The following is a 17,559-nucleotide window of genomic DNA, read 5'->3' on the forward strand; positions in this document are numbered from 1 at the left end:
CCTTCTCAGGGCACTTCCGCAAGAACGCGCATCGCATTGCCCCGGAGGATCTTCCCGATCGTCTCCGGCCGCATCCCCGCTTCGAGCAGCGCGTCCGTGAGCAGCGGCAATCGCGCGGCGTCGCAAAGATCACGGGTCGGCACGATGAACCCGTCCCAGTCCGACCCGAGCGCGGGCGTATCCTCGCCGCAGACGTCGATGATGTGCTTCATGTGCTTCACGACGGGCGCGAGCCCGTCGCCGCCGAGGAATTGCGGGCAAAAGATGACGCCCACGACGCCGCCCTTGCCCGCAATGGCGCGGAGCTGGTCGTCGTCCACGTTGCGCCAGTGCTCGAACGCGCCGATGACGCCGGTGTGGCTGACGATCGGAGGGCGCTTGGCCATCTCGCACGCTTCGAGGAACCCCGCGCGATTGATGTGCGCGAGGTCCACGACGACGCCGAGCGCCTCGCAAGCCGCGACGACCTCGCGGCCGAACGCCGTGAGCCCGGCGTCGTCCTTGCGCCCGCGGCCATACGCCGGATAACAGAGCTCGTTCCGGCTGAAATGGCAGAGGCCGAGATAACGCACCCCACGTCGCGCAAAATGCGCGAGTTTGTCGAGCGAACCCTCGAGCGCGTGCCCGCCCTCGATGCCGAGCAGCGCGCCCACCTGCCCGCGCGCCCGCGCCGCCTCGATCTCGGCCGCCGTGCGCACCTTGGCGAGGCGGTGCGGCGCGCGCGAGATCTGCCCTTCGAGCGCGTCGATCTGCTCGTCGACGACCCGCGCGAGCCCATGCCGCTGGCCGATCGGCAGCGAGACGAGCCCGAAGAACTGCGCCCCCATCCCGCCCTCTTTCATGCGCGGCACGTCGACGTGCCCGCCGAGCGCGGCGCGCGGCAGCGGCGGATCGTGCCGGGCGTGCAGGTCGTAGCCCACCCAGCGCGACCACATCAGGCTGTCGGCGTGCAAATCAATCGCGGGATAAAGGTCGTGGAGCGCGCGCGCTTCGGGGGAGCCGTGCATGGCGCGCCGAGGATAGCAGAAAACGCTACGACCGGGACCAACCCCCAAGCGCGAAGCCGGGGTGCGACTGCAAGAACTTCACGACGGCGACGGGCGGGGTCGACCAAGGCGCGAATCGCTCGGGCATCCATTCGCTCGGCACGATGGCGCTCCGCGTGTACCCGCTCCAGAGGCCGTCGCTGCACACATAACAATCGGCACGCGCAAACTGCGCGTCGATGCGGAGCCCACCGCGCTCGCCATGGACGGGGAGGATCTGCACGAGCTCGGGCACATCTTCTTGTTGCCGCGCCTCCTCCGGATCCCTGTCGCCCTCGTCGAGCAGGGACTCGGCGCTGCGCGCGAGCGCGTCCTTGTTCGGCAGGTGGTGCATGAGATCGATCTCCTTGCCCGCCTCCGCGTCCCACAGCTTGAAGCTCGCCGCGGTGTTCCCGTGCGCGCCGCACGCGAAAATGAACACGTCTTCGCGCACGAAGAGGTACGGCCCGACGCTGCCGAGCAGCTCGACGCGATGCGAGAGCTCGCCGGCGCCGTCGCCGTCCTCGCCAGGATCCACGACCACCTGCCGCGCCTGATCGTCGCGCGGCCCGAGCCAGGCATGCGTCACGGTCCCCGGCCCGAGGCTCTCCAAAGGCCCGCCCTCGCCGCAGCCGGTGAGCTTGATCTCGGCCTCGCGCTCGCGCCAGACGAGCTCGCCGCGGCTCGTCGCAATCACGATCCCCGGCTCTTCGCCGAGCACATGCCCGTCGTCCGCCACGCGATACGTCATCGGTCGCCCGTCGCCCTGCTTGCCCCAGACGAGCACGTCGCCGTCGCGCTCCGCCTCCGGAGGCGTAGCGCGCGGCCCCGCGGCGAGATCGACGGCAGGGGCCACGGCCGGGCGATTTCCGCCGCAAGCCGAGGCCAGGGCGATCGACGCCGCGAGGAGGGCGAACGGGCGCACCGACACGTGCATCACGCGCCTTCGACGACGACGCGGTTCATGCGGACGGGGTTGACGGGTCGATCGTTGCGATCGGTGGGGGTCTTCTCGATCTGGTGCACGACGTCCATGCCCTCGATGACGCGGCCGAAGACGGGGTGCTTCGATTCGCCGGGCGTGAACCAGTCGAGGTAATGGTTGTGCACGGTGTTGATGAAGAACTGGCACGAGCCGCTGTTGCGCTCGCCGGTGTTCGCCATGGAGAGCGTGCCGGGCTCGTTCGAGAGCTTCGCGTCGGCCGGATGCTCGTCCTTGATCGTCCCGTCGGGCCCGTCGCCCGTGCCCGCGCGCGGGCTCTTCGGGTCGCGGCTGTGCGGACAGCCGAACTGGAGCATGAACTTGTTGATGACGCGGTGGAAATGCAGGCCGTCGTAAAAGCCGCTCTTCGCGAGCTTGATGAAGTTATTGGCCGTGATCGGCATCTTGTCGACGAAGAGCTCGACCTTGATGTTGCCGAGAGAGGTCTCGAGGAGTGCAGTCGGGTTTGCCATGAGCGCGGAGCGTAGGCCCTCCGGGGCGAGGTCGGCAAGGGGCTCGGGAACAAACATCCTCTTGCGCGAAGGGCTTCTCGAGCGTACGCCCCGGACCGACGACATGCGAACCGAGCGGAAGAACCGGGGCGAGGTGATGCGTTTCTTCGCGACGGCCGCGAAGGGGACGGAAGGCGCGCTGCGCGACGAGCTGCGCGAGGGGCGCTTCCGCGAGGTGCGCGCGGATCGAGGCGGCGTGCACTTCGAGGGCCCGATCGAGGAGGGCATGCGCGCGTGCCTCACGCTGCGCATCGCGGTGCGCGTGCTCGCGCAGCTCGCCGAGTTCGAGGCTGCGTCGGGAGAGGCGCTCTACGAGGGCGTTTCGCGCGTGGATTTCAGCCCATACGTCGACCCCAAGCGCACGCTCGCGGTGCGCGCGGCGTGCAAGGACAGCCGCCTGACGCACACGCAGTTCATCGCGCAGAAGACGAAGGACGCGATCGTCGATCAGGAGCGCAAGCAGCTCGGCGCGCGATCGAGCGTGGATCTCGACGACCCGGATCTCTCGGTGTTCGTGCACGTGGTGCGGGATCGGGCGAGCCTGTACGTGGATCTCGCGGGCGAATCGCTGCACCGGCGCGGCTACCGCACGCGCATCGAGGAGGCGCCGCTCAAGGAGACGCTGGCCGCGGCGATCCTGCGTCTCTCCGGCTGGGATCGGCAAAGCCCGCTCGTGGATCCGATGTGCGGCTCGGGGACGATCCCGATCGAAGCGGCGCTCTGGGCGCGCGACGTGGCGCCGGGGCTCCTCAGGCCGCGGCACGGCTTCGAGCGGTGGCCGAGCCACGACGAGACGCGGAAGAAGCGAATCGCCGAGATGCGCGAGGCCGCGCGGGCGCAGGTGAAGAGCGAGGGGCCGTTCATCGCGGGGAGCGACGTGTCGCCGCAGGCGATCGAGACGGCGAAGCAAAACGCGAAAGCCGCGGGCGTGCGGATGCATTTCTCGCGCGCAGACGTGCGGGACGTGGAGCCGCTGGAGCCGCCGGGGTTCATCGTGACGAACCCGCCGTACGGAGAGCGTTTGACCGGGGGAGAAGAGCTCTACCGGGGGATGGCGGATGCATTTCGGCGGTTGTCGGGGCATACCGTCGTTCTGCTCGCGGGGACACCGGAGATCTCGCGGGCGATGCGGATCCGGCCGGACAAGGAGATCACCGTCTGGAATGGGCCGATCGAGTGCCGGTTGTTTTCCTATTCGATACGGTGATAGGAAAACACCCATGAGAACCGCCGGGGACATCTCTCGACTCGAAGAAGCCCGCCAGGTGCAAGGCTTCGCCTCCATCGCGCCCGAATCCATCCGCGTCGCCGGCGGGATCGCCTGCTTCGCGGGGGTCGGCTCCTGGTGCAACGTGGTCGTCGGAATCGGCCTCGAAGGGCCCGTCACGGCCGAGGAGCTCGATCGGATCGAGGCGTTTTACGAGGGACGCGGCGTGCCGATCCGGATGGAGCTCTCGCCGTACGCGGACCCGGGGCTGCTCCCCCTGCTCGCCGCGCGGCGGTTCGTGCTGACGCGCTTCGAGAACCTACTCGCGCGGGAGCTCTCCGCGGACGAGGATCCGCTGGCCGGCGCGGCGCTGCCCGAGGGCATCGTGGTGCGAAAGGTCGCGCCGGGCGAGGAGGAGCAGTTCGTCGAGGTGTCCAGCAGCGGATTCCGGCCCGAGGGCGAGCCCCTGTCGGATGCCGATCGCGAGGTGAGCCTGCGCATGGCGCAGAACCCGCGCGCGATCAACGTGATGGCCTGGGCCGGCAGCGAGGCGGTGGGCGCGGGGGGCGCGGAGGTGCGGGGCGAGGTCGCGTCGCTCTTCGGGACGAGCGTCCTTCCGGCGTGGCGGCGGCGCGGCATTCAGCAGGCGCTCATCCGCGCGCGGCTCGCGGAGGCGCGGGCGCGGGGCGCGACGGTGGCGACGATCGGATCGATGCCCGGCGAGCCCACCGAGCGAAACGTGCAACGGGTGGGCTTCCGGGTCGTTTGCACGCGCGTGCACCTCGAACGAGCGTGACGCACGCGCCGCCGGCGCCGCCTCAGAATCGCAGCACGATCTTTCCGAAATGCCCGCCGGTCTCCATGTAGGTGAGCGCCTCGCGCGCCTCGCCGAAGGAGAACGTCTTGTCGTCGATCACCGGCCGGAGCGCGCCCGCCTCGATCGCGCGGTTCATCGCCTCGAACATCGCGCGTGAGCCGACCATGATGCCCTGGAGCCTGAGGTGCTTCATCAGGATCGGCAGCACGCTCATCTCCTGCGCGCCGCCCGAGAGCACGCCGATCACGCTCACCGTGCCCGCGATACGCGTGGCGCGCATCGCGCGCGCGAGCGTGCCTGCGCCGCCGACCTCGACCACGTGGTCGACGCCCGCGCCGCCCGTGAGCTCGAGGGCCTTCTTGTCCCAGTCGGGCGTGGTCTTGTAGTTGATCGTGGCCCACGCGCCGAGCGCTTTGGCGCGCTCGAGCTTCGCGTCGCTGCTCGACGTCACGATCACGCGCGCGCCTGCGAGGCGAGCGAATTGCAGCGCGAAGATCGACACGCCGCCCGTGCCTTGCACGAGCACCGTATCGCCCGGAGAAACCCTGCCGGAGAAAAGGAGCGCATTGTACGCCGTCACGGCCGCGCAGGGGAGCGTCGCGGCTTCCTCGTCGGAGAGGTGGGCGGGCACCTTCACGAGCCCCGACTCGCCCGTCACGAAGAGCTCGGAGAGCACGCCGGGCAGGGGCCCGCCGAGCGTCGTCTTGAGCTTCGCGGCGTCGAGCTCGCCGTCTTGCCAGGCTTGCGCGAAGATGGGGCAGACGCGGTCGCCTTTTTTGAGGCGCGTCACGGAGGGGCCCACCTCGATCACCTCGCCGACGCCGTCCGAGAACGGCACGAGCGGGAGGGGCTGACGGGGGTTGTATTGGCCCCGCACCATCATGAGGTCGCGATAGTTGAGCGACGCGGCGCGCATCCGAATCACGACCTGGCCGTGCCCGGGGGTGGGATCGGGCAGCGTGACCTCGGCCAGGGAGCCGAGCCCGAACGAGCCCTGAACGACGATTGCCTTCACGAAAACCTCCTGATCCTCAGCCTCCGCCCGTTCCCACGGTCCGAAGGCGGCGTCAACCCTCGGATCGAAAACGACCGATCGCGGGGCGCGCGGGGGCGCGATCGGACATTCTGTGGCTCATCATTGCCGCGATGCCTCCAGCCCATGGGACATATTGCGTCCGCGCGTGATCCGGAGAGGCCGTCTTCGATGCCGAAGCGGGCGACCCGATCGCGGATTTCTCGTGTTCAGGTGGGACATTCTTCGTCGCATCCACCCCGATCGAGGGGCAGCATTCGAATCACGTTCGTGATAAATGTGGAATCGTGATGTCGACCTCGGGGGGGCTCGACATTCCGGCCCGGAGCCGCACGGGAGGATTCCCCATGGAGAAGGTCTCGCTGACGTACTTCGTCGACTTCGTGCTGAGATCCGGGACACCCAAGCTGACCGGCGTCCGCGAATACAAGGAACGCAAGGACGAGCTGAGCACGGATTTTTATCGCTCGATCCGGGAAGGCATCGTGGCCATGCACCGGCGCGGCGAGTGCGAATCCGTCCTCGACACGGTCATCGCGGGGCAGACCGACGAGAAAAGGAGACGCATCTACCCCCAGGTCGTCGCCGGATACCGGAAATTCCTGGCCGTGGGTGACAAGCGCTGGTTCGAGCCCCCGCACGGCGCAATGAAGCTCGGCGACCTCGAGATCAACCTGAACCCCGAGGTCGGCTTCGTGATCGACAAGAAGCCCCACCTCGTCAAGCTCTATTTCCGCCAGGAGCCGCTCGCCTCGAAGCGCAGCGGCGTGGCCCTCGCGCTGCTCACGAGCGGGCTCGCGCGCCTGTATCCAAATCACGTGATCACGATGCTCGACGTGCCGCGCGCAAAGCTCCACACCGCGAAGGAACTGCCGAATCCGCGCCTCGAGGTGCTCCTGCGCGGCGAGGCCGCCGCGTTCTCGACCATTTACGACGCGCTCTGACGCAAACGGACGCGAAACGAGTTTCGCAGGGGTGGTCGCTCCACTTTCCGGAGCGCGTCGATTTCCGCGCTGGATCGTGTTGACCTGGACGCAAGGATCCCGCTGTAGGGGTCCGCACGGACATTTTTCGTCAGGGGAAGTCTGCCATGGCCGGTCGGCGCGCGGGGATCCGTGGTATGGAAGCGTGTGCCGGTACGCAAGCGGCTGCTTGTCCTTGAAGATGTGGCGGAGGGATCATGGATAGAATCTCGCTGACGGGATTCGTCGACTTCGTGCTCGAAGCTGGTGCGGGCGGCGACGCGGATCCGTTGAAGGAGCGCAAGGGAGACGCGTCCCCCGATTATTATCGTCCGCTCCGCGACGCGATCGTGACGATGCACCGCGAGGATCTCCTGCCCGTGACGCTCGACGCAGCGGTCACGCGCGAGACGAGCGAGAAGAAGCGCCGCGTGTTCGCGCGCGCCATCGAGGGCTACCGGCGCTTCCTTTCGACCGGGACCATGAAATGGTTCGATCCGCCCCGGACCAGCTATCGCATGGGCGCCCACAACGTCGACGTGAACCCGGAGCTCGGGCTCGCGATCGACGAGACGCCCCACGTGATCAAGATGTACTTCCGCGGCGAGCCGCTCACGCCGCGCCGCACGAGCGTGATGCTGAGCCTGCTCGCAGGCCGCCTCGGCCGCATCTGCCCAGGGCACGTATTCGCAGTGCTCGATGTCCGTCACGGCAAACTGCACGCCGTGAGCACGCCGGAAGAGCGCTTCGGCATGTTGCGCGCCTCGAACGAAGGGCGCTGACGGAAGCGCCCGCCGGCCGCCCGGCCGCTGGATCTTGGCGGGCCGTGGTACGTCTGTAGAGGTCCCGCGCGCGCCCCTCCCCCACCCGAGCGCCCGATCGAGGTCCCCCGATGAAGCTCCAAAACGTCGCCCTGCTGAGCGCCCTCGGCATGCTGGTGTCCGGTTCAGCCGTGTACTTCCTCGCCCCCACGTCCTCGGGCGCCACGGCGCTCGGCGCAGCCCCAGAGGCGCAGAGCGGCGACGTCGCGCCGGAGACGACGCCCCAGGACGTCGCCGCGACGTTCAGCACGGGCACGACGCTACGAATGGAGGGGCGGCTCGGGCACGGGCGGCTCGAAAAAGGCGCGGCGCGGACGACGTACGTGATGGTCGAGGTGAAGGCCGACGGGGCCGAGGACGGGAGGCGCGTCGCCGAGAACCACCTCGCGATCGTGATCGATCGCTCGGGCTCGATGAAAGGCGACAGGCTCCCGCGGGCGCTCGCAGCAGCAAACGCGGCCGTCGATCACCTCGAAGACGGCGATCGCGTCAGCGTGATCTCGTTCGACACGCTCCCCACGACCGACGTCCCCATGACGACGGTCAACACGTCGACCCGCCAGGCGATCCGGTCCCGGATCCAGACCATCTCCCTCGGCGGCGACACGTGCATCTCGTGCGGAATCCAGGCCGGCGTCGAGGAGCTGCGGAAGAGCGAAGGCGCGGCCGATCGAATGATCGTGCTCAGCGACGGCGACGCGACAGCCGGCGTGCGCGACGTGCCAGGCTTCGAGTCGATCGCCCGGTCCGCGCGAGACGCCGGAATCGGCGTGAGCACGATCGGCGTGGGCACCTCGTACAACCAGAAGATCATGGGCGCGATCGCGCTGCACTCGGGCGGGCGCCACCATTTCATCGAGGACGCCGCCTCGCTCGAGCGCGTCTTCCTCGCCGAGGCCGACAAGCTGCGCAAGACCGTCGCAGTCTCGGCCGCCGTGACCGTCGATCTCGCCGAAGGCGTCACACTGGAGCGCGTCTTCGATCGTTCGTTCACGCGGAACGGGCAGCGCCTCACAGTCCCGCTCGGCAATTTCTCCGCAGGCGACACGAAGACGCTGCTGCTCGAGCTACGCGTGCCCGCCGAAGCCGAAGGAATCACGCCCGTCGCCGACATGCGCCTGCGGTTCGACGATCGAAAGACGGGCAGCGAAGGCTCGTGCAACGGCAAGCTCGACGTGCGCATCGGCGCAGACGGGGAGCCAGGCTCGGAGCTCGATCCAATCATCGCGACGCGCATCGAGCGGACCCGGACGGCCGACACACTCGACGCCGTGAACGAGCTCTTGGAGCAAGGTCGCACCGAGGAAGCAGAGGCAAAGCTCGCAGCGCAGGAGAAGTCGCTGCGCGAGGTGACCGAGCGGGCGAGGCGCGCAGGAGGAGGGACCAAAGGCGAGGCGCTCGCCCAGGATCTGGAGGCGCAGACGAGCACGATCTCGGGCGCGAAGATGGACGTCGCCGCAAAGCCGAAGGGGATCGACAAGGCTCGCGCGCAGCGGAAGTACGTGGAAGCAGCGAACCCCTATCGGGAGTAGCGCCGCAGGCCGTCGCGCCGGGGCTCTGCCCCGGGCCCCGCGGGGGCTATCCGCCCCTCGACCCGGACCAGGGCCAGCCCTGGACCTCTGGGCATCGACTGCGCGAAGCGCAGTCGATGCGGGGAAAGATTTTCAAGCTGTCCGCCCCCTCTTTGCAGGGCCAGCCCTGGACCTCAGGGGGAAGAACTGCGCTGCGCGCAGTTCTTCCCACAGGCCGTTGGGACCGCGTCGCCGGCTGCACCAGCCCCGCTGCCGTCTTGGCTGGCAGGGTCGTCGCTCGTCTTGACCCGGCTGTTCGATGAACTGCGCGGAGCGCAGTTCATCGACCCTCAGTCCAGCGCGGGCGCTGGTCCAGGTCCAGGAGCGGACAGCTCCTGGTGGGGCCTGGGGCGACGCCCCAGCGAGGCGCCCTCGAGAACCTCACGACCGCATCGCGGCTTCCACCTCCGACGCGTCCTTCGGGACGAGCGAGGTGAGCACCTCGGGATCGCCGTTCGTGCAGAGGACATCGTCCTCGATGCGGATGCCGCGCACGTCGGCGTATCGCGCGAGCACGTCGCGGCGCAGATCGTCGCCGACGGCGCCGACGTAGCGCGCGTCGCGGAGGATCGCCGGGACCTGGTAAAACCCGGGCTCGATGGTCACGGCCATGCCGGGCTCGAGGTCGCGATCGAGCCGGAGGTAGCAGTCGCCGAACGACTTCGAGCGCGCGCGGCCGGGCGCGTAGCCGGCGCGATCGCCGAGGTCTTCCATGTCGTGCACGTCGAGCCCGATGAGGTGGCCGATCCCGTGCGGGAAGAAGATCGCGGCCGCGCCGCGCTCGAGCAGGCCGCTCGGATCGCCGCGGAAGATCCCGAGGTGGCAGAGGCCTTCGACGATGATGCGCTTGGCTGTCTCGTGCACCTCGCGGTACGGGACGCCCGGACGAACCTTGTTCACGGCGGCGCGCTGGGCGGCGAGCACGACGTCGTAGATCGCGCGTTGCGTGGGGGAGAACGTGCCTGAGACGGGCCAGGTGCGGGTGATGTCGCCGGCGAAGCCCTCGGGCGTCTCGCCGCCCACGTCGGCGAGCAGGAGGTCGCCTGCGGCGAGTGCGCCGTGGTGGTGCTCGTTGTGCAGGACCTCGCCGTGGACCGTGACGATCGGGCCGTAGGCGTCCTCGAAGCCCTCGCGGCGCAGCGAGCCGATCATCACGCCTGCGACCTCGGCCTCGGTGCCGCCTGGGCGCGTCGCGCGCATGCCTGCGAGGTGCGCGCGCGCGCTCACCTCGCCTGCGGCGCGGAGCTGCGTGATCGCGGCCTCGTCGTGCCGCAGGCGCAGCCCGATCATCGCCTCGGCGAGCCCGGCGTCGGGGCTCTCCGCGGCGAGTTTGTCCCCGCCCGTGGCCGTGATCACGCGGCCGAGCCGCTGCGAGAGCCATGTGGCGCTCGGCGCGTCCTCGGTCGGGAGCGTGGCCACGGGCGCGCCGAGATCACGCAGCACCGCGTCCACGTCGGCGAGCGCGCGGACCTCGTCGACGGCGTGCGCCGCGCGAAGCTCCTCGAAGGACGGGCGTGGCCCGTGCCAGAGCGCATCTCCGTCGGCCTCTGGCTCGACGAACAGGATCTGCCGCTCCCGCGTGACGAGCAGGGCTGCGCCGGCGATGTGCGCGCCGACGAGGTAGAGAAAGTGGCTCTTGGCGCGGAACGGGTAGGTGTTCGCGCGGTACTGGCGCGCCGGGGGAAGACCGGCGGCGAGGAGCACCGGGGCTTTCGTGCGCTCGGCGAGCGCGCGGCGGCGGGCGACGAAGACGGCGGAGGGGGTGCGCGGGGAGAGCATGGATCCGAGTATAGCCTCGCCTTGAAGCGGCCAGGGAAAACGGCTAGACACGCGCCGCCCTCATGAAAATCCTGACTTCCCTCCCTCTTATCGCGTCGGTCCTTGCCCTCGGGTGCGCCTCGACGCAGCCGCCGACCGACGGCGCGGCCCCCACGACCACGGTCGCCACGGTCCCCGTCGAGCCCGTGCCCACGGCCGAGGTCCCTGTCCCTCCGCCGGACAAGACGGCGGACACGGACGCGCCCCCGCCCGGAGACAAACCCGCGGGCCGGCTCGCGTTCCAGGCGTGCTCGGAGGAGGCGCGCAAGGCGGCGGGGTGTACGAGGGATCTGCGGCCCGTCTGCGGCGAGATGGATAACGGCATCCGCTGCATCAAGGCGCCCTGCCCCTCGACGACGCCGCGCACGTTCGCGAACCCGTGCACGGCGTGCATCGAGCCCAAGGTGACCGGCTACTGGCCCATGTCCTGCGAGGACATGAACAAGCCCACGGCGCCGTGAACGAAGGCAAAGGCGGAGGGGACATCGTGCGAAAAACACGGGAGCCCGGGTCGTTCCGGTGGTTCGCCTCGGCGGCGCTCGCGGGGCTCGTCGTCGGCCTCGGCTCGCTCGGCGGAGGCTGCCAGAGCGAAACGGCGTCGTATTGCGAGGCGCGCTGCGATTGTCAGGGTTGCAGCCAGCGCGAGACCGAAGACTGCGCCGACGACGTCGAAGACGCCGAGCGCCTCGCGGAGCACGACGGCTGCGCGAACGAGTATTCGAGTTATCTCACTTGTTACGTGGATGAAGGGACGTGCGAGAATGGCGCCTTCATCGTGTCGAGCTGCAAAGCGGCGGTCGACGCGCTCCGGGCTTGCTCGTCGCGGTCGGCGACGTTCATCAAGACGGCCTGCCAGGAAGAGCGCTTGAAGCGCGAGTCGTGCGGGCTCAGCGGCGGCGGCGGCCCGACGTGCACGGGCGGGGACGAGTGCGCGGCGTACTGCGGGCTCAAGGCGAGCTGCGAAGAGCTCTCGGACCCGCAGCCGAATTCATCGTACGTCAATTGCGTGGTCGCCTGCTCGAACGGGGGCTCTGGCTCCGGCGGTAGTGGTCCGTGAGCGGGAGGAGGACACCGATGGAAACGAAGAATCGGCGGGGCTCGAACGTGCGTCCCTCCCCGCTCGCGAGGCTCGGCGCGTGGCTCGCCCTCGGCGTCGGGCTCGCGTCGTTCGCTGGGTCGGCGGGCGGCTGCAGCCCCGGGGCCTCGGACATCTGCGAGCTCAAGTGCGGGTGCGAGGGTTGCTCCGAGGCGGAGCGCGACGATTGCATCAACGACATCGAGAGCACGGTGACGCTGGCCGAGAGCAAGGGCTGCACGGACCAGTACGACGCGTGGCTCGTCTGTGTCGAGAGCGAAGCCGAGTGCCGGGACGGGACGAAGTTCGCCTTCGACGGCTGCGACATCGAAGAGGACGCGCTCGCGGAGTGCGGCGGCGGCAACCAGTGCAGCGCGGCGGCGAAGAAGCTCTGCGACGAATGCAACTTCGTCTGCTCGGAGCCGGACCCGGACAAGTGCACGGGGCAATACGCGTGTGAATCGGCGTGCATCGTGAATGCGACATGCACGGAGATCGCGAGTCCGACGCCGGGCGGCACGTTCGACAAGTGCATGCAAGGTTGCTGACCGCCATGGACCTGCGCTCCTTCCTCAGCATCGCCGCTGCGGCCGCGTTTTTCTGCGTCGGCTGCGGCGGCAAGGTCGTCATCGACCGCGAGTCGCCCGACGATCCGCCCGATCTCACGCCGCCGCCGTGCGGCCGTGACCCGCTCGCGGAGCCCGCGCCCGACGACGCGCTCGGGCTCCTCCGGTATGGGTTCGCCGCGAAATGGCGGGGGATGGCAAAGACCCCGCCCGGCTGGGTTCCCTACGACGAGTATCCGGTCGAAATCACGTTCGACGCGCTCGGGCGGTACGAGGCCAAGTGCCTCTTCGAGAATTGTGCGGCCTTTTATTATGGGACCTCCTCGCCCGTCCCGGAGCAGACCTACGAGATCTTCGGCATCCTCGTGGACGGCTCAGGCTTCGGGCCGATCCGCATTTCCTTCGCGGGCACGTCGGGCAGCGTCGAGTCGGGCGGCCTCTCGGACATCCGCGTGAGCGAGGACCTCGCGCACCTCACGTTCCTCTTTTCCCCGTCGTGGACCAGCAACGACCACGTCGAGCCCATCAAATACGATCTCCGCTGCGCGCCGGAGTGAAGGGGCGAGGGCGCCCCCGCCGCCGCCCGTGCCGGCGCTGCCACCCCACACAGCCGCTCCCGCGAAGGGCACAGTCGCTCGCACGAAGGACACAGCCGCTCGCGCGAAGGGCACAGCCGCTCGCGCGAAGGGCACAGCCGCTCGCGCGAAGGGCACAGCCGCTCGCGCGAAGGGCACAGCCGCTCGCGCGAAGGGCACAGTCGCTCGCGCGAAGGACACAGCCGCTCGCGCGAAGGGCACAGCCGCTCGCGCGAAGGGCACAGCCGCTCGCACGAAGGGCACAGTCGCTCGCACGAAGGGCACAGTCGCTCGCACGAAGGGCACAGTCGCTCGTCCGCGCCCTCGGCGACCGTATCCGAGCGAACCCCCCACCGCGCCCGAGCCCTGCCTGATCGCGAATCCAGGCTCGGAGACCCAACCCGCCCGTTTGTCAAGCTCTCCCTGGTGACGATTCCGTGACTTGGACGCCTCGTCACGACGCACGGCGGCGCGGCCTGGTTCCGGCCCCTCGAACCCCCCCGTTTTTCGGGGGCGTCCGGGCGAACCCTGGATCCTAGGCTCCTCTGGTGTGTTCACCTACCACGTTTTTCCCTTGAGCCACGCGGGGCATCCTGCCTAGGTTACGCCCGCTCGATGCGCTTCCGACGCTTCTTGGCTCCCCTCCTGGCCGCACCCCTGGTCGCGACCTTGGCCCTGGGCTCGGGCTGTGAGACGTCCGCGCCCACCCCACGCCTCAAGGGTCAGACACACCTGACCCTCATCCATACCTCCGACATCCACTCACGGCTCTATCCGTACAACCTGCAGCTCGGCCAGGTCGACGCCGGGCTCGGGCTCGGCGAGGCGCTCAGCATCGCCAACGTCGGCGGCGCCGCGCGGATCTCGCATATCGTCGGACGGGAACGGGCCCGCGCCTCGCGGGTCCTCCACGTGGACGGCGGCGACTGCTTCCAGGGCGCGCCCGTCTTCAACTTCTTCTCCGGCGAGGCCGAGATTCGCGCGCTCAGCGCGATGGGCACCGACGCGATGCTCGTGGCGAACCACGAGTTCGATCGCGGCGCCCTGAACCTCGGGCTCCAGCTCCAGAACTGGGCGAGCTTCCCGGTCCTCGCGGCGAATTACATGCTCGAGGATCCCTCGCTGCCCGGCGCCTCGCCGCTCGGCGCGGTCCTGCAGCCCTACACCGTGTTCAACCTCGACGGGCTGCGCGTCGGCCTCATCGGCATGGGCAACCTGTCGAGCATGACGTCGATCTTCGACGCGCCGAACCGGCTCGGGATCACGCCGCTCAACACCGTCGAGGTCGCGCAGTTCTACACCGACCTCGTCCGGCCCCTCGTCGACGTCGTCGTCTTCGTCACGCACCTCGGCCTCGAGGTCGACGAGCGCATGATCCAGAACACGACGGGCATCGACGTCGTGCTCGGCGGGCACAACCACATCGTGCTGCAGCCGCCGAAGCGCGTGCGGGATTGCTCGGCGAACTTCGACGCCGCGGAGAACAGCTACTACATCGAGCTGAACGATCCGAACGCGGGCGGCGGCAAGGTCCGCAGGTATTGCCGGCCGCGCGACGTCGTCCTCTCCCATTCCGGCGCGTTCGCGAAGTTCGTGGGCCGGCTCGACCTCGTCGTGTCGAACGACCCGGCGGATTTCCCCTCCGAGACGAACGGCGTGTCGGACTACGATCCGGTGAATGGCTTCGAGGTCATCTCGAAGGATTATCGCCTCTTCCCGGTGACGGAGGACGTGCCCGAGGATCCGATCGTGCTCGCGACGCTCGAGCCGTATGCGCAGAGCCTCGACGCGCTGGCGAACCTCGATCTGCTCGTCGGGTATGCGCGGGACGGGTCGCGGCGCTTCTCCACGAGCGGCGGCGATTCTCCGCTCGGCAACATGATCTCCACCGCGATGTGGCTGCGCCTCGGCGTGCAGACCGACTTCTCGCTGACGAACACCACGGGCATCCGCGCCGATCTCGTGCCCGGGCCGGTGACCGTCGAGCAGATGTACAACATCTTCCCGTTCGACAACTCGATCTCGAAGATGCAGCTCTCGGGCGTCGAGGTGCAGGACCTCTTCGATTTCGTGGCGCGCAGGTCCGCCGGCCGCGGCTGCGTCTCGCAGGTGCAGATCGCGGGCGCCCGCATCGTGGTCGATTGCACGCAGCAGAAGACGCCCGACAGCCCGCCCGGGATCGCGACGAACATCTACATCGGCGCGCGCAACCCCAAGGTCCCCTGCACGAGCGACGCGCAATGCCCCGACAAGGGCCTCGGGAGCTGCGACGTCGAGGGCGGCGTCTGCTGGCAGCCGTTCGATCCGCTCGCGAGCTACGAGCTCGCGACGTCGAACTACCTCGCGGCCGGCGGCAGCGGCTTCCGCGTCCTGCAGCGCAACACGACGCAGTTCGACACGCAGATCCAGCAGCGCGACGCGCTCATCGATTACATCCGCGCCGGCGAGCCGTGCACCATCCGGCCCCCTTGCCCCGCCGACGTGAACGGCAACGGCCAATCCGACGAGTGCGGAAAGCTCCTCGGCCTGCCCGCCACGTGCACGAACGACGGCGTGTGCGACCACGACGAGCCCATCGATTGCAAGGTCGACGCCGATTGCCAGAAGCTCGACAAGGACTTCGTCTGCGCGTGTCCCGAGTCCGTCGTCGAGGGGGACGTTTGCGCCTCCGACGCGACGCGCCCCTGCGCGGCCGGGACGTGCGTGCTCAGGGCCTGCCGCGACGACATCGCGGCGTTCCAGCGGACGGTCTGTGAGAATGCGCCGTCAGCCGCGATCGAGCGCGAATGCGAGCAGGAGCTCGCGCCCTGCAGGACCGCGGGCGAGACCTGCAAGTACCTCGCTTGCGTGGATCGTTACATCGGAAACTTCTCCGATGGTCGCATCCGGATGGTCGGGCAATGAAATTCTTCACGGCTCCCGCCAGGGCTTCTCTCGCCCTCGCCTCGCTCCTCGCCCTCGCCGCCTGCAGCGATCAGGTCGCGCCGCTGAGCGGGGCCTCGACGTTCGTCGTGCGGATCACGCAGGTGAACGACGCGGACGCCCCCTCGGAGGACGCGCCGCTGCCCGCGAACCGCGGGGATCGCAAGGATACGTGGGCGTTCGAGATCGAGGCGCGCTCGCCGTACGGTGAGCCCGTCGATTTCGACGGCACGGTCCGGCTCAGCGTGGAGCCGGGCGTCGTCCTCGACGTCACCGGCGACGGCGCGGCGGGTCGGAACATCCGCGTCGTCGATGGCAAAGCGAAGGGCGTCGCCACGGTGACGGCCGTGTACGGCCCGTCGCGGCTCTGGGTCGAGGATCTCGGGTATACGCCGGTGCCGCTCGCGGACAAACCCGCCTGCTCGAACGGCAAGGACGACGATGAGGACGTGCTCATCGATTTCCCCGCCGATCCGGGCTGCGCGTTCGCGGACGACGACAACGAGGAGACGGGCACGTTCGCGGCCGGCATCTCGCCGCCCGTGCATTACGAGCTCCCGCGGATCAGCGACATCCAGGGCTTCGGCGCGACGACGCCGTTCCCGTACGAGGCCATCGAGATCAACACGCATCGGCCGAAGCCGCTCGTCGTGACGCGCATCGCGAGCGATGGGTTTTACGTGACGGACCTGTCGGAGCAGGCGACGGGGTACAACCACATCTTCGCGTTCAACTTCTCGACGCCGCCCGGGATGCGCGTCTGCGACCGCGTGACGTTCCTGACGGGCACCGTGGTCGAGTTCTTCGGCTTCACGGAGCTCTCGTTCCCCTCGTACGTCGTGAGTTATCCGCTCGAGGGCGAGGACACGTGTGAGGTGCCCGAGCCGGTCGTGCTCGAGGACGCCACGATCGCGAATTCGGACGCGATGGAAAAGCTCGAATCCGGCCTCGTGCGGCTCGAGGGCTTCCGCGTCGCCACGAAGTTCGGCCCGAAGCCGGTCGTCGACAACAAGCCGGACGAGGATCACTCGAATTGCGACCTCAATGGCGACGGGCAGGTCGATTTCGAGAGCCAGGCCGAGGGCGCGTGCTCGGACGCCTGCGCCGCGGATGAGCAGTGTACGGAGTGGACGTCGTACTCGGCCCGCGGCAATTACAAGGTCTTCAAAGGGAACACGCAGATCCAGATCCAGACCGGCACCGCGGCTGGCTTCGATCCGACGGGGCACAAGGGCGAGCTGCTCGACGCCGTCACCGGCACGCTGCGCAATTTCTCGGGTGGCTCCTTGAACTGGACCGTCGAGACGCGCTGCTCGGACGATCTCGTGTGCCAGTCGCAGGGGTGCGTGAAGGCGGTCGTGCCGTCCACGAAAGCCTGCGTACGCCTCCGGACCATCGACGACAACGATCAAGGCTCGAACTGAAGGACCCTCGATTTCATGCATTCCCGCATGCGACTCCGCAAGGCCGCTGGCACGTCTCTGGCCCTGATCCCTGCCCTCCTCCTCGCGACCGCCGGCGCGTCTGCGCAGCCGGTTCCGCCGACGGATCCGGCGGCGGCGCCTCCCGCCGGGGCGGCCCCCCAGCCCACGGAGACGAACCCCGGGACCCCGCCCCCGCCGCCGCCCGCGCCGACGACCGAAGCGCCGCCCCCGCCGCCGCCGCCCGCCGCC

The 17,559-nt window shown here is 69.0% G+C and carries 16 protein-coding genes and 1 pseudogene; 12 read left to right on the plus strand and 5 right to left on the minus strand.

Going from position 1 to position 17,559, the window contains the following annotated elements:
- Positions 1-5: 5 nt before the first annotated feature.
- Genes QHF85_RS23605 through QHF85_RS23615 form a run of 3 tightly spaced genes read right to left on the minus strand, consistent with a single transcriptional unit; the run spans position 6 to position 2,480 of the window.
- Entirely contained in the window at positions 6-1,007 is a 1,002-nt protein-coding gene (locus tag QHF85_RS23605) for a dipeptidase (protein WP_281329544.1), read from the minus strand.
- A 25-nt stretch (positions 1,008-1,032) separates the two neighbouring features.
- Positions 1,033-1,965, minus strand: coding sequence for a hypothetical protein (locus tag QHF85_RS23610; RefSeq protein ID WP_281329545.1), 933 nt, complete (start codon positions 1,963-1,965; stop codon positions 1,033-1,035).
- Positions 1,962-2,480 carry a peptidylprolyl isomerase gene (locus QHF85_RS23615; RefSeq protein WP_281329546.1) on the minus strand — a complete coding sequence of 173 codons (519 nt, stop codon included), beginning with the start codon at positions 2,478-2,480 and terminating at the stop codon, positions 1,962-1,964. The genes QHF85_RS23610 and QHF85_RS23615 overlap by 4 nt, the downstream gene beginning before the upstream one ends.
- A gap of 103 nt (positions 2,481-2,583) precedes the next feature.
- On the opposite strand from QHF85_RS23615, the gene QHF85_RS23620 reads away from it, so the two are divergent.
- Together QHF85_RS23620 and QHF85_RS23625 are read left to right on the plus strand one after the other, a co-directional pair.
- Positions 2,584-3,726 (plus strand): THUMP domain-containing protein, encoded by a 1,143-nt coding sequence (locus tag QHF85_RS23620; protein ID WP_281329547.1) that lies wholly within the window; start codon positions 2,584-2,586, stop codon positions 3,724-3,726.
- A 13-nt stretch (positions 3,727-3,739) separates the two neighbouring features.
- Entirely contained in the window at positions 3,740-4,522 is a 783-nt protein-coding gene (locus QHF85_RS23625) for a GNAT family N-acetyltransferase (protein WP_281329548.1), read from the plus strand.
- Between the two features lie 22 nt (positions 4,523-4,544).
- Here QHF85_RS23625 and QHF85_RS23630 read toward each other — a convergent pair whose 3' ends face one another.
- Positions 4,545-5,558 (minus strand): NAD(P)-dependent alcohol dehydrogenase, encoded by a 1,014-nt coding sequence (locus QHF85_RS23630; RefSeq protein ID WP_281329549.1) that lies wholly within the window; start codon positions 5,556-5,558, stop codon positions 4,545-4,547.
- Positions 5,559-5,923: 365 nt separating this feature from the next.
- Between QHF85_RS23630 and QHF85_RS23635 the strand changes: the two genes are divergently transcribed.
- From QHF85_RS23635 to QHF85_RS23645, 3 genes are all read left to right on the plus strand, one after another.
- Positions 5,924-6,520 carry a hypothetical protein gene (locus QHF85_RS23635; RefSeq protein ID WP_281329550.1) on the plus strand — a complete coding sequence of 199 codons (597 nt, stop codon included), beginning with the start codon at positions 5,924-5,926 and terminating at the stop codon, positions 6,518-6,520.
- Positions 6,521-6,756: 236 nt separating this feature from the next.
- Positions 6,757-7,320, plus strand: a complete 564-nt coding sequence (locus QHF85_RS23640; RefSeq protein ID WP_281329551.1) for a hypothetical protein — start codon at positions 6,757-6,759, stop codon at positions 7,318-7,320.
- 110 nt (positions 7,321-7,430) lie between these two features.
- The gene (locus tag QHF85_RS23645; protein ID WP_281329552.1) at positions 7,431-8,891 is read left to right on the plus strand and encodes a VWA domain-containing protein; all 1,461 of its coding nucleotides are present in this window, start codon (positions 7,431-7,433) and stop codon (positions 8,889-8,891) included.
- A gap of 420 nt (positions 8,892-9,311) precedes the next feature.
- On the opposite strand, the gene QHF85_RS23650 is transcribed toward QHF85_RS23645, so the two are convergent.
- Positions 9,312-10,709 (minus strand): aminopeptidase P family protein, encoded by a 1,398-nt coding sequence (locus QHF85_RS23650; protein ID WP_281329553.1) that lies wholly within the window; start codon positions 10,707-10,709, stop codon positions 9,312-9,314.
- 62 nt (positions 10,710-10,771) lie between these two features.
- Here QHF85_RS23650 and QHF85_RS23655 point away from each other — a divergent pair, with 62 nt between their 5' ends.
- The 7 genes and pseudogenes from QHF85_RS23655 to QHF85_RS23685 all read left to right on the plus strand — a co-directional run.
- Positions 10,772-11,209, plus strand: coding sequence for a hypothetical protein (locus tag QHF85_RS23655; RefSeq protein ID WP_281329554.1), 438 nt, complete (start codon positions 10,772-10,774; stop codon positions 11,207-11,209).
- Between the two features lie 26 nt (positions 11,210-11,235).
- Positions 11,236-11,805: a hypothetical protein gene (locus tag QHF85_RS23660; protein ID WP_281329555.1), complete on the plus strand. Its 570-nt coding sequence runs from the start codon at positions 11,236-11,238 to the stop codon at positions 11,803-11,805.
- Between the two features lie 17 nt (positions 11,806-11,822).
- Positions 11,823-12,371, plus strand: coding sequence for a hypothetical protein (locus QHF85_RS23665; RefSeq protein WP_281329556.1), 549 nt, complete (start codon positions 11,823-11,825; stop codon positions 12,369-12,371).
- Between the two features lie 5 nt (positions 12,372-12,376).
- Positions 12,377-12,946, plus strand: coding sequence for a hypothetical protein (locus QHF85_RS23670; protein WP_281329557.1), 570 nt, complete (start codon positions 12,377-12,379; stop codon positions 12,944-12,946).
- 633 nt (positions 12,947-13,579) lie between these two features.
- Positions 13,580-15,868 (plus strand): bifunctional UDP-sugar hydrolase/5'-nucleotidase, encoded by a 2,289-nt coding sequence (locus QHF85_RS23675; protein WP_281329558.1) that lies wholly within the window; start codon positions 13,580-13,582, stop codon positions 15,866-15,868.
- Positions 15,865-17,310 carry a hypothetical protein gene (locus tag QHF85_RS23680; protein WP_281329559.1) on the plus strand — a complete coding sequence of 482 codons (1,446 nt, stop codon included), beginning with the start codon at positions 15,865-15,867 and terminating at the stop codon, positions 17,308-17,310. The genes QHF85_RS23675 and QHF85_RS23680 overlap by 4 nt, the downstream gene beginning before the upstream one ends.
- Positions 17,311-17,337: 27 nt before the next feature.
- Positions 17,338-17,559: pseudogene (locus tag QHF85_RS23685) on the plus strand (hypothetical protein); the annotation flags it as partial.

This window comes from Polyangium sp. 6x1 (assembly GCF_029946515.1).
GTDB lineage: Bacteria > Myxococcota_A > Polyangia > Polyangiales > Polyangiaceae > Polyangium.